Here is a 12778-nt window from a genome sequence, read left to right as displayed (position 1 = left end):
CGCTACGATAACCTCGATTACGACAACGACAACGACAACGACGCGACAAGCATCCCCTAATGGACTCGTTTAACCTATTAGTGAACCGTCCCCTAACGTACTAACGTATTCGCCGTCGAGGTCGCGAACCGAAACGGCGCGGCCAGGAGCCCGGTGGGCGTGGTCAACAGCACCCGCGCCTCCCAGGTCATGCGCGTTCGCACACAGACCGGCAGCATCCCCTCGCCCCGGAAGCGCCCCGGGCCGTCCGCCTCCAGAATGCGGCGATTGTAGCCCATGTCCATGTCGGTGCCGGTCAGGTCGAGCGCGACCGCACTGACCACCAGATCGTGAATCAGGACGCGTAGGACCAGCGGCCGGGCGGGCGGGATTCCGCGGGGTTCAAGGTCCAGCGTGACCTCTCCGCCCCCCGCGAAACGTCCGGTGCAGGGGCCGGCGCGCAGGTCGCAATCCGGATCGGGGACCGCCAGCAGGACCGGCTCCGGGGTCAGCAGCGGCCTGAGCTTGACCGCGACGACCACCAGTACGGCAACGGCCAGCGCGACGAGCAGCGCCCAGAGTAGGCGATTGACCATCAGTCTGAACGAAGCACGTGCTTTAAGAAACGGTTTAACAAAAAGGTAAACAAGTTCATTAGGGAATGCTGGTCGCGTCGTTGTCGTTGTCGTTGTCGTTGTCGTTGTCGCAATCGAGGTGATCGTAGCGTCCCGGATTCGCTCGCACGCCAAATTGCGTCGCTTCTCCGATTACGACAACGATTACGACAACGACAACGACAACGACAACGATCGTGGTTACTAAGCCCCTTCCGTCTGCCACGCCTGGCGCTTGCGGTAGATGGTGGACGGGCTGACCTCCAGCAGCGCGGCGGCGCGCGGGATATTGCCCTCACAGAATTCGATGGCGCGCTCGATCGCCTCCTTCTCGACGACGTGCAGGGGCCTGATCCCCTGGGGGCCGATCTCGGCCGGCCGGGCCGGCTTGCGCGTCGCGAGCGGTGCCGCCCCGCGCTTGGCGATCCCGTTGAGCGGCGGCGGCAGCATGTCGACCGTGACCTGCTCGGCGTCGTAAAGGACCACGACGTTGCGCAGCACGTTCTGCAACTGACGGATATTGCCTGGCCACTCGTAGTCCATGAAGACCGCCTCCACCTCGGGGGCGAACTCGCGGAAGGCCTTGTGCTCCTCGGCCGCGAACTTGCGCAGGAAGTGATTGGCCAACATCAGGATGTCGTCGACCCGCTCACGCAGCGACGGGATGTGGATCGGGATGACGTGTAGACGATAGAAGAGGTCCTCGCGGAAGCGCCCCTCGGCCACCTCCAGTTCGGGGTCGCGATTGGTGGCGCAGATGAAGCGCACGTCGACCTTGATCAGTTGGGTCGAGCCGACCCGCTGAAAGGTCCCGGTCTGGACGAAGCGCAGGAGCTTGGTCTGGAGGTCCAGGTCCATCTCGCCGATCTCGTCCAGGAACAGGGTCCCGCCGTCCGCCATTTCGGCCGCCCCCTCCCGGTCCCGGCTGGCGCCGGTGAAGGCCCCGCGGACATGGCCGAAGATCTCGCTCTCCATGAGGTCCCGGGGGATGGCGCCGCAGTTCAGTGGGATGAAGGGCTTGTCCCGGCGCGTGCTCTGCCGGTGGATGGCCTCGGCGCACACCTCCTTGCCGCTGCCGCTCTCCCCGGTGATGAAGACCGTGGCCTTGCTGGGGGCGGCGCTGTCGATGATGCGATAGACCGCCTGCAGGGCGAGCGAGGAGCCGATGAAGCCGTGATAGTGGTCGCGCTGGAAGTCGTCGCGGATGCGCTCGACCAGGGTATTCAAGTTCTGCCGGTCCACCGCGTTGCGTAGCGTGACCTTGACCCGCTTGGCGCTGAAGGGCTTCTCGATGAAGTCGAAGGCACCATAGCGCATGGCGTCGATCGCCACGTCCACCGAGGCATGGCCGGTGATGATGACCACCGAGGTGGGGATCTGGCGGTCATGGATGTGCTTTAGGATCTCCATGCCGTCCATATCCGGGAGCTTCAGATCCAGGAGCAGGGCCTCGGGCGGGTCCTTCTCCAGCTCCGCCATGCCGCTTTTGCCGTCGCCGACGTGCTTGACCTGATAGGGTTCGCCGCGCAGGTAACTGCGATAGACCTCGGCCAGGGCCGGACTGTCCTCGATAATCAACACTCTGGGCTTGTTGCTGGACATGGGTATCGCTTGCTTCGACGGGTCTTGCGGGCCGAATCGGAAAGTGGGCCCCGACGGGTCACGGGGAACTGGGTTCGAGGATGATCAGGGTCGCGTCGTCCCTGGGGGTGTCCCCGGCCGCCGCGTAGAAGGTCGCCATCAAGGCGTCGGCCAAGTCCGCAAGCGGCGCAGCGAGCCCCTGTTTGGCCGTCGCCAACAGGTCCAGTTCCAGGGCGTTGCGGCCCGGGGCCGTGAAGGCCCCTTCGAACAACCCATCGGTGAACAGCAAGAGCCGTTCCCCTGGCTTCAACCTGAGCGAGAGAGTGTCGTAAACCGGCTCTGACTGCAACCCCGGCAGGGCCCCGCCGATATCGAGTTGGTGGGCGCCCAGCGCATCCAGCAGCAGCGGCGCCGGATGACCGGCGCACGCGATCTCCACCCCGCCGGAGCGCGCAAGGCGCACCGCCACACAGGTCAGCAGGCTGTATTGGTTGAGTTTGTCATCGAAGACACGCTGCGAAATGGCGCGGCACAGGCTCGCCGGCTCCCACGCATCCGGGCGCGAGTGCAGCAGGCCGCCGATATAGCCGGCATGGGCATGGGCGAAAAACTTGGCCGCCACCCCGTGGCCCATCACGTCCACCAGCACCAGGGCGGCACCGTCGGGGCACTGGGTGAAGGAGACGAAGTCCCCGCCCCCGGCCTCCGCCGCCACCGAGCGCACCGCCGCCCGCCAACACCCCAGTTCAGCGGGGAGTTTGGGCTTGAGCGCCTCGGTGATGGCCGCGTCGATACGATGCCCGAGCCGGGCGCGCAGGCTGCGGCTGCGAAACAGGGTGCGCTGGACGGCGGCGATCAACTGCCGCTTGCGCACCGGTTTCAGCAAGAAGTCGTCGATCCCGAGCAGATCGGCCTGTTCGCGCACGACCTCGTCCCGACTCTCGGTCATGAAGATGAAGGGCACCAACTCGGTGGCCGGGTCCTCGGCCAGGCGGCGGCGCAGTTGCAGGCCATCGAGTTCCGGCATCCGGATGTCCGCCAGCACCAGGTCCGGCGGCGCACGGCGCAGACGTTCCACCGCCACCAGGGGTTGCGTGAAGGAGATGACCTGATAGGCGTCCGCGAGGTAGGCGGCGATCACCCGCAACTGCACCGGATCATCGTCGATCACCGCGACCACCACGCTGCTCTCCCCAAGCCCCAGACGCCACCGATTGAACTCCCGGGCGGACTCACCCGGTTCGTAGCACGCGTCGGGGAACATGGTGGCGACCAGGGCAGACCGCGGCCGTGGTCCTCGGCCAGGCAGTCCGCCGCGTCGATGGCCCCGGTCGTGAGGCGCGCGCGCCAGTCCAGCAGGGGAGCGCCGTTGTCGGCCAGTTCCAGAAGCCAATCCCCGCGCTCGCGCGAGAGCAGGACGCGGATCCAGCGCGGCGGCGGCTCACTGTGCTGGACCAGATTGGTGGCCAGCTCCGAGACGGCCACCAGGGTCTCATTCTGGCGCGCCTCCGGCAGCCCGGTGCAACCCAACCCCAGGGCGACCTTGCGCCGCAGTTCACGCACGCCCTCCAGACTTGCCAGGACTTCAAAGGTTTGCAGGTTGGTACGGATCATGGGCGCGGCGTATCGGCGACCACCGACGAATACTCCGCGGCCAAGAGGGCGCAGGTCGTCGTCACCAGGCGCCTGACCTCCGGCAGTAGGGCCGTCAGGCGTGCCGCGTCCCCGCCGCGGCCGCTGCGCTCCATCTCGTCGACCGCCTGGCGCAGGGCCATGGCGCCGAAGGTGCCGGCGCTGCCCTTCAGGGCATGGGCCTCGTCGGCGGCGCCGGCCGCATCGCCGGCGCCGACCCGCGCCTCCAAGAGGCCCAGTCGACGGGCGGTCTCCGTGAGAAAGGTGGAGAGGACCTCCGGCAAGAGTTCAGCCCCCAGGTCTTCCTCCAGTTGGGCCAGGGTGCGTCGGTTCAGCAGCGGCGCCGTCACCCCGGGGCGCGCATCCAGGCCCCAAGTGGGGTCGTCGGCCGCCTCGACCCAATGGGCCACGGCCTCCAACAGCGCCTCCTGCTCACCCGACCTGGTCAGAAAACCGTCCATGCCGACGGCGCGGCAGCGCTCCCGGTCAGTCTCGCCCAGGGTCCCGGTCAGCACCAGGATCGGCACGTCGCCCCGCGGGTAGGGCAGCCGACGGATGCGCCGGGCGGCCTCGATCACCCCATCGAGGTCCGCCGCCCCCAGGGCCATCAGGATCAGTGCATAGGGGTGCTGCGCCGCGGCCGCGCACGCCTCCAGGCCGTCCAGCGCGTCCACGACATAACCCGCCTGGGCGAGGATCGCGGCGTCCGGCAGCCCGCCGGTGCGGCGGTCCTCGATCAGCAGGATGCGCCGGCGCGCGTCCGAAGGGTTCATTCGTCAGGCCCTGTAGTCAGGCCCCGGATGCGGCCCGGGGTGCCGATGGCACCTCAGGTCTCCAGGTTCAGGAGTTGGGAGTCGCGGATACGGCGACGCAATTTTTCGGTGCGACCGGGGAAGTACCGATCGAAGCGCTGGGTCTCGCGCCGCAGTTCCTCCGCCAGTGACGGATTGTGGCAGTCATTGAGCACGGTCCCCACCAGGTTGACCTCCGCCGACTTGAGCCGGTCGAGCGCGGCCCGCACGGCCGAGGCGGGGGTGACACCGGCCATGACCACCAGGATGGTCCCGTCGCAACCGTGACCGATCCGCTCCGCCGGAATATTACCCATGTTACCGCCATTGAGCGGTGTCGTATCGAAAATGACAACCTTGTACCGTTCGAGCCAGGCGTCGAGATACGCTTTGAAGTGGTCCGCGTTGCGCAGCAGGATCGGCAGCGCTCGGTTAGTGGGCACCGGCATGACGGTGAGTCCGTCGGCCAGTTCCACCCGCGGCAGGTCCCCCGGCCCGTGGGGGCCCTCCGGCGCCGCCGGGGGGAAGCTCAGGCCGAAGCGCCGATGCAGTGCGGGCCGATGCAGATTCAGATCCACGACCAGGGTGGAGCGCCCGGAGTGGCGGTTGCGCTTGGCCAGGGCGACGACCAAGGTGGTGACGCCCTCCTCTTGATCCGCCGAAGTCACGGCCAACGAACGCAGCCCGGCCCCGATGGTGCGGGAGTAGATGCGATCGAGTTCGACATAATCTTCCGGGAATTCAATAAATTCGGCAGTCATGACGGTTCCCGGCACGGGCGGCCAGTGCGCGTTGTCCGATGGTCAATTGCCCTGCCCCAAGGCATCGAGCAGGCTGTAGAGTGAGATTACGCGAATCACGTCCGTGATTCCTTGACGGACCTCCGCTAATGTACTCTGCGTCTTGTCGGGAACATACACGGTATCGCCGGCACGCACCACCGGCAGCAGGGAGAAATCGGGCTTACGCACGAATTTCTCCAGGTTGAAGACCCGCGCCTGGTCTTTGCAGCAGGATAGATTCACCACCGTGACCCGCTCGGTCCAGGCGTTGGTGGTGGGGCCGCCGGCCTGGGCCAGCAGGTCCAGGAGGGTCAGGGAATCGTCAAAGCGGTAGCGCCCCGGCTTGCCCACGGCCCCCAGGACCCGCACCGTCGCCTCCTTGGTTTCCTGCCGCCAGTCCGGGGTGCGGTCGGGAAAGAAGATCGTGTCCCCGGCCCTGATCTTCGGCAGCAGGGAGTCGTCACCCGTCTCGAAATAGCGCGCCAGATTCAGGGTGGTAACCTGCACCCGCTTACCGTTGCGATGATTGACCCGGACGTTGTAGAGGTCGGCACTCGCACTCGGGCCATTGGCCGCGCCCAGCAGGTCCAGGAACCCCATGCTGTCGTTGAAGGCATAGCGCCCCGGGGCATTGACCTGTCCCATGATGTAGATGCTGTCCTTGGCGGGCTGAAGCAGCCACTGCGCCTTGTTGTCGCGCGGATCATCGGGCAGCGCGGGCACCACGATGGTGCTCCCGGCGACGATCTTGGGCAAATCCTTGGTGTCTCCGCCCTTCAGCAGGAAGCCCTCCAGGTCGAAGGTCAGGACCCGACTGCGGCCGGCGGCATCGGTGCTCACCACCCGCAGGTGGGCGGTATCGCCCTTCATCGTCGGGCCGCCCACATGGGAGAGGAGGTCGAGCAGGTTCATCTCGTCCGACCACTCGTAGCGGCCGGGCCGCACCACCTCACCGATGATGCGCACGGCGCGGCTGGGTGTGATCTTGAGCCAGGACTTCTCGTTCTGGTCCGTCTTCTCCGGGACGAAGATGGCGTCACCCGAGTGCATCTTGGGCGGCCGCGTCTTGCTCAACCCCTCGGTGAAGGCGTGCAGGTCGAAGCGTTCCACGCTCCCGTCGGCACGCAGGATCGTGATATTCTTCGTCTCCGCATACCGGGTGGGACCACCGGCGTTGGCCAGGATGTCCATGAAGGTCGCCTTGTCGCTGTTCTCGAAGGCGCCATTGCGACTGACCTCGCCCATGACATAGACGGTGTTGCGGCCGACCTTGATCTCCTCCTGCTGACGCGGGACAAAGACGGTCGCCCCGGGCTGCAGTGTCGGCAGGAGTGACTTGTCGCCGCGGTCGAGGTATTCGGAGAGATTGAACTTCTGGGGTGCCCCGTCGGAAATCAGCCGGATCTGATCCACGGCGGCAAACTGGGTGACGCCCTAGGCGCGCATCAGGGCGTCCACGATGGTCATCGCGGGCTTGAATGAAAACATACCCGGCGAGCGGACCTCCCCGAACACCTTGATGCCGGCCGTCTCGTCCGCCGCATCGCCGGTCTTCTCCAGCTTGGTATCGCTGAACGAGCCCTGGACATTGCCCATGAAGGGTGAGGCCGGCACAAAGATCTCATCCAGGGACTTGAGCCTGGGCATCAGCGCCGGGTCGCCGGTATCGAGATAGCGCTTGTAGTCGAAGGTAATGACCTCGCCCTGGCGGCGCACCTGCATCCGGTCGAGTTGGGCGCCGGCGCGCAGGCCCCCGGCCGCCTCCAGGGCGGCCTGCACCCCGGCATCCGCCGGCAGGGTGACCTGCCCCGGTTTGGTGACGAAACCCAGGACCTTGACCAGGACCGTCGGCTCCTCGCGCGTGACGGAGAGCCGCGAGAGATCGCGCAGGACCTGCGCCAGGGCGAGCCGAATGCGCTGCTGCGCCTCCTCCAGGCGATAGCCCTCGACCTTGAGATAGCCGACCTCCGGCAGGCGGATGCGGCCCTGACGATCCACCGGAAATTCCGCATTGAGGGTGTCCTCCCCAGGCAGATCGATGCGCAGGACGTCCCCGACGGTCAATACCTCATCCGCGGCGTCGGTCGCGTCGCCCGGGGCCTCGGTCCCGTCGCCCGGGGCCGTCGCCGCGGCGCTGACCGCAACCGGCGGCGCCGGGTCGGCGGCGCCCGCCACGGCGGCGGCGGCCAGCCACCAGAGCGCCAGGAACAGCCGAACGCACAAGGCAGGCCAGGTCCGGATCATGATCGCGAATGGATGACCGTGACCGCGCCCCGCCAGGAGCCGGTCGGACGTTCGGTGCGACACCCTTGAATTGGTCGCAAAGTAATCGATTTCTGTGATCCTGCGTGAAATTTCGGGCACCTATGCAGATCGAACTGCTCAGAAACAGATGGTGGTCTATTCCCTATCTTAGAGTAATGGAGTTACGTCGTGCGTCTTGTCTAGCCAAAGGGTAACTGTTCAGGTACCTCAGCCGAGCTACCCCAGTTGAGGCATCGGCGGGTGGCCCTGGAACGTCATGACCAGGGCTTGGTAGGTATCGACGGACTGTTTGTGCAGGGTGGCGAGGTAGGAGCGCACGGTGGCAAAGGCCTGGGCGCCGCCCGCGGAGCGGAAGCAGCCGCAAACCTTCTGCTTGAGCTTGGGCATGCGGATCGCGCGTTCGGCCAGGTTGTTGTCGAACGGGACGCGCAGGTCAGAGATGAAGCGCAGGACCTCGTCGCGATGGTCACGCAGGCGGGCGATCAGGTTGTAGGCGGGCGTCTGCTTGACGCGTCGGCGGGAGCCGGGGGGCGGGTCGCGGCGGGGATGTCGGCGTTCGGCTTGCGCGAGGATGGCAAGGTAGCGGGTGCGAAAATCCTCAATGGCGGCGGCGGGCAAGGCCGCGTGGCCGGCGCTGCGGGCGCCCACGGTGGCATCGTTTGCCTCGCACAGCAGCGTGATCATCCGTTCGGGCCAGTTCAGATGTGGGAACTGCTCGGCGATGGCCACCAGTTCGCGCAGATGGTGCGCATTGCAGAAGGCGTGGCGACAGGTGTAGGCCGCGTAGGCGGCCCAGTGGTCATGCACGAGAACGCCGCGAAAGTGCGCCAAGAGGCCGAAGGCCGCCAGGGCTTCGCGTCCCCGCTTGGCATGGATAAAGTAGACGGTGAGCGTGGTGGTACACAGCACATGCAGCCACTGCACGGCGCCGGCGACGCGCATCCCGCTCTCGTCGGCGTGCGCCACCGCGGCCTGCACCAGCGCCTCGCCGATCGCCGCCACCGGCGCAGTCAAGCGCTGCGCGGCCTCATGCACCATGGTGTAGATGGTGGCCGGGGATAGCGCGATCCCGGCCACGGTACGCAGCACCTCGGCGGTGCGCGCAAAGGGCAACAGATGGTACTGGGTCAGGTAGACCGCCAGTGCCGACACGCCAGGCCCATACTGCACCGGGGCCGTGACCTCGGCGGGAAAGGCACTGCGTTGGACCTGGCCGCAGGCGCACACGCCAGCCACGGTGCGATACTCGGTCACTTCGCGGCGGATCACGAGATCGGCGACTTGGCGGCGCTCGGGCAGCACCGCGACGGTGATGGTCGCGCAGTCGCGCCCGCAGGCGCAGGACCCGCTCAGCGGCACGACGACCGTGTGCTCAGGGGTGTCCACCAAGGTGTGCGTGGCCCCTGGGTGGTCCTTCTGCCCGCCGGGCGGTTTGCCGCTGCGTTGGCGCAACGAACGCGGTGGGGGCTTCTTGAAGGGCGGGTCCGACGACGGCGGCTTGCTGGAGTTGTGGCTATCTTTGGCCAGGCGCGCCTCCAACTCCTGGATCCGCTCCAGGAGTTGCTCGGTCAGCACCGCCTGCTGTGCCAGTTGGGCACGCAAGCTCGCGTTCTCCGCGCGCAGACGCGCCAACTCGGCGTCCGGGCTTTCGAGGGAGACGGTTGCGGGTAGGTGCTCAGGCATGGCGCAAACTTACACGGCTAGCCGGCTGGCTGGCAAGGGGTACTTGAACAGTTACCAAAATCTCTCTCTCGTAGTGGTCACGCCCTCGTAGGCGACCGCGGGTTCATCGAGACCAGAGCCATCAGCGTAGCAACGCAGAAGGAAAAAGCCGCGAACCTATATCCCACTACCATCAGATAAACAACATATGCTGCTGATAAACCAATAACATTATTAGAATTTGCGGAAATAGTCATAGGGAAGAGAAGTACCGGCAGCCCGTATATTGTCGTAAACATGATAAACGGATGCCGGCCGACTGGCAAACTGCAGATCGCCCGTGCCAAATTCATTTACTTTCCCGGCGAGCCACTTAACCAGCCCGCCGCATAATTAACTTCTGAAGAACGCGCCTGTCCTGCCACCGATACAGGAAGTTCCTGCGGGGATACGAACCGGACACCGTTGGTCGGCCATTATGGCATCGTGTAAGAATCAAGAACTTCGATCTTGGCGAGCCTTCGTGCGTCGTCCAGGTAAATATAGACTGAAATAGCTTGATAAGCACCACAATGTGCTTCATCGCGTATGGTAGTGTTGTAGCGTCTCAAGAAATCTGTGTACGTCCAACTGAAGCCAATATTGCCCAGCACTGTTTCAATTTCTCGCTGAGTATCCCCGACCTTAAGACTGCTATTGAGCATCGTTCTCAAGTCATTTGTCTTCAAGCAGCCGCCGCCGCAGCCCTGTAGCAGATGCAGAGATAAAAATGCTGCGACTATCGCCTTGGCGGCGATCATCACCAAGTCTGATATCCGTTTCATGCCGAAGTCGATACTCGATTCGATCAGAATTTCAACGATGGCGATGGTATATACGACAACTGAGAAGAAGGCAGTCGATAATCTGCGCCTGGTGCCGTAACTATCGGCTCCGGACGACGACCGGTCAAGCTTTCCACGAAGGTAGTTGCGTAATTCTTGCAGGTCGGGTTACGCTTCGCTAACCTGAACACGCTGCCCCCTGCCAATTTCCTGCCCGATTTCCTGCAGTTGAGGGAAAAGCACTGCATCCACAATGGCTGTGCCGTGGTATATTTATTCTATGGGGTTCGTAGACGTCTACATATCGGCATGCCAGCTATTAGACCAAAGGTTATAGCAACAGAAACGCTTGCAAATGCAACTGCGAGGCCGTTTGCGACAACGACACCTAGCGGCTCGTGCTGATCGCGCACCGGATGAGAAATGACGAATATTACTCCACCCAATAGTCCCGCTATGGCCGAAAAAAACGCCCCGTAACAAATAGTTAGTCTGTGCCATCTATTTAGAATTAGGATGATTGGAACACCACCCAAAAAACTGAAAACGTAGCTAACGATCCCAATGCTCAACGTGACGGGTATTAGTTTCGCCGCGTACCCGGGACCTTGGTCTGTATACCCAGACACGAGAAGCATCGCAGAAAGAAAAAGCACAGGGATGATTAATGGTGCAAGGATCGCCGCGAAGATCGTTCTGCGTCGACGCGAAACGCTGGACATATGCATAGGAGGTTGATGATTATCTATTTTGAAGGTCTGCCGATATTATTAGTTGCGGCTGTTTGCTGAGGCATATCTCCCTGAAAGCGGCGCACAGTCGACGCTTGGCCTTGCCTAAAGCCCCAATCGTTATTCACAACCGCCCCACCAACCCCTGCGGCCCAACTAGTCAGATCGGCCGCAGCAGACGTTGGGGCTGGTTCCCCGTCCGGCTTCGGATCGTATATGCCAACGTGGTGACCATCGGAAATGACGTCTCCCGGAGACGGTGCGCTACCTGTCGGGAGCGCCACATAGCCGCCAATGGACATGGCCGCATTGCCCCATTCTGAAGCGGAGGGAATTCTGCCATCCGGCATACGGCCAGCGGGATCTCCGCCATTTTTCAAAGCGTCCCAGACAAAGAGGTTACACTTTAGAGATGGACGGCCGCCAAACAGGCCGCCAATCCTCCCGCGTGCTTCTGGATTACCATCACAATAACTATACCCGCCTTGGCCTATTTGCTGGTGGGCCCAAGCGCGCGCCGCCGCCCCATCCAGCCCCGACGGATCGACGAGGTTGACTGGATCGTTCCCCGCATAGGCATACAGATTCAAATCATCCGCATATCCGATCGGATCGGTTTGCAGGAACCGCCCCAACGTAGGCGAGTAGAATCTGGCCTTGTAGGGGAGCATTGGGGTCAGGTCTTGGGGAGCATTGGGTCAGGTCTTGCGTTTTGTCTAGCAGAACGCACGGAGGCAAAAGGCAAGACCTGACCCGTACCCCTTGAAGCAAGACCTGACTCCTACCATTCGGATTCCGCTCCAGCGCATTACACACTATTGCGGGCCTCTGGCGACGCGCGCCAATGTCAGGAGCAAGCCATGCCCGATGAAACAAATTGTTAGGACCAGCCCCACTCTTGTCGCGTTCTCGCTCGATAGCAAATCAACATCTTTAGCTAGACCGGGGAAAACCACGAATCCCAGTACCTGAACCAGAAAAACAAACGTCGCAGACGCTACCAGCGCAACGTAAGCAATCGCCTTATACGACATGGCACTCGCGCTTAGATATGCAACATATCCAATCGTCGTCAAGGCGACCAACAAAGGAAAAAAGCGCGCAAGTTCACCATCTTGATAACGCGACATGAGAATAAACCCGATCAACCCTGCGGTCTCGATCAACGCGAGGTAAATTCCGTTCTTATACAAAGCCTTTGCTCACTATAGCGGTGCAGGATCAACTGTCAGGGGGATGGGGTCCTTGGCCGTCAATACAGGGAAAAGCTCCCTATCTCCGCCGCAAGACGCGATACTGGGCTCGCGGCTCACGATTACCCAGGTGGGACTTGCACCCACTAAACTACGCGACTTGCGGCCTTGATCATAACTCCGCCCGCAGACCTCGGGGCGCGAAGCGCCCGACACATGCGTGACACCGCTGGAGCGGTGTCACGAGGAAATACAGACACTCATAGTCACAAGCATCAGTTTTTCCAAGTGCCCTGGCCCCTGCTCCAGGTAACCCGAGAAAGATACGGCCGCCGCAAGGAATTAAGATCGGCACGATAAGAGGCGACAGCAGTGCGGCGAAAACAAGCTGGCGTTTCTTCACAACGATGGCTCCTGAGTTTGTACTATGTCGCCTCTTCGGTTCTCGTTGCCAGTTGCTAGTTGCGCGCACCAGACTGTCCCAGCTTCGGGAAGTCCGGGCAATTTGGCTGCATGCCCATTGGAGCGAGGTCTTGCATCTTGCCTAGCCGAAGGCACGGAGGCAAGCAGCAAGAAGCAAGAAGCAAGACCTGATGATCATCTAGCCGACCCCGCCCGTTGGCCTACAGTTTAGGTAGGGATCAACCCGAACTGAAGACCGGACAGGAGGAGTCGACCATGAAACTTTACGGCGGAATCGACCTGCACTCAAACAACAACGTCG

12 protein-coding genes are annotated in these 12778 nt (G+C 63.1%); all 12 read right to left on the bottom strand.

All coding sequences use genetic code 11. The annotated features are described in order from the left end of the window. Positions 1-92 precede the first annotated feature (92 nt). Positions 93-728 (bottom strand): hypothetical protein, encoded by a 636-nt coding sequence (locus QZY48_RS08490; RefSeq protein WP_295430109.1) that lies wholly within the window; start codon positions 726-728, stop codon positions 93-95. A gap of 69 nt (positions 729-797) precedes the next feature. Next, positions 798-2195 carry a sigma-54 dependent transcriptional regulator gene (locus QZY48_RS08485; protein ID WP_295430107.1) on the bottom strand — a complete coding sequence of 466 codons (1398 nt, stop codon included), beginning with the start codon at positions 2193-2195 and terminating at the stop codon, positions 798-800. A gap of 58 nt (positions 2196-2253) precedes the next feature. Beyond that, positions 2254-3438: a fused response regulator/phosphatase gene (locus QZY48_RS08480; RefSeq protein WP_295430105.1), complete on the bottom strand. Its 1185-nt coding sequence runs from the start codon at positions 3436-3438 to the stop codon at positions 2254-2256. Continuing rightward, positions 3342-3788, bottom strand: coding sequence for an ATP-binding protein (locus QZY48_RS08475; protein ID WP_295430103.1), 447 nt, complete (start codon positions 3786-3788; stop codon positions 3342-3344). Before QZY48_RS08475 ends, QZY48_RS08480 begins: the two co-directional genes overlap by 97 nt. Next, a complete protein-coding gene (locus QZY48_RS08470) occupies positions 3785-4579 on the bottom strand; it encodes an Hpt domain-containing protein (protein ID WP_295430101.1) in 795 nt (264 codons plus the stop codon). The genes QZY48_RS08475 and QZY48_RS08470 overlap by 4 nt, the downstream gene beginning before the upstream one ends. 53 nt (positions 4580-4632) lie before the next feature. Continuing rightward, the gene (locus QZY48_RS08465; protein WP_295430099.1) at positions 4633-5358 is read right to left on the bottom strand and encodes a CpsD/CapB family tyrosine-protein kinase; all 726 of its coding nucleotides are present in this window, start codon (positions 5356-5358) and stop codon (positions 4633-4635) included. A gap of 42 nt (positions 5359-5400) precedes the next feature. Continuing rightward, on the bottom strand, positions 5401-6792 hold the full coding sequence (locus tag QZY48_RS08460; protein ID WP_295430097.1) for an SLBB domain-containing protein: 1392 nt from the start codon (positions 6790-6792) through the stop codon (positions 5401-5403). Positions 6793-6813: 21 nt separating this feature from the next. Further along, on the bottom strand, positions 6814-7602 hold the full coding sequence (locus QZY48_RS08455) for an SLBB domain-containing protein (RefSeq protein WP_295430096.1): 789 nt from the start codon (positions 7600-7602) through the stop codon (positions 6814-6816). Between the two features lie 258 nt (positions 7603-7860). Further along, on the bottom strand, positions 7861-9327 hold the full coding sequence (locus QZY48_RS08450; protein ID WP_295430094.1) for an IS66 family transposase: 1467 nt from the start codon (positions 9325-9327) through the stop codon (positions 7861-7863). 455 nt (positions 9328-9782) lie between these two features. After that, on the bottom strand, positions 9783-10106 hold the full coding sequence (locus tag QZY48_RS08445; RefSeq protein WP_295430092.1) for a hypothetical protein: 324 nt from the start codon (positions 10104-10106) through the stop codon (positions 9783-9785). A 769-nt stretch (positions 10107-10875) separates the two neighbouring features. Continuing rightward, positions 10876-11532 (bottom strand): RHS repeat-associated core domain-containing protein, encoded by a 657-nt coding sequence (locus QZY48_RS08440; RefSeq protein WP_295430091.1) that lies wholly within the window; start codon positions 11530-11532, stop codon positions 10876-10878. Between the two features lie 144 nt (positions 11533-11676). Next, positions 11677-12027: a hypothetical protein gene (locus QZY48_RS08435; RefSeq protein WP_295430089.1), complete on the bottom strand. Its 351-nt coding sequence runs from the start codon at positions 12025-12027 to the stop codon at positions 11677-11679. Positions 12028-12778: the final 751 nt, after the last annotated feature.

It is taken from the genome of uncultured Thiodictyon sp., assembly GCF_903828115.1.
Taxonomy (GTDB): domain Bacteria; phylum Pseudomonadota; class Gammaproteobacteria; order Chromatiales; family Chromatiaceae; genus Thiodictyon.
This window is presented reverse-complemented; position numbering and strand designations above follow the sequence as displayed.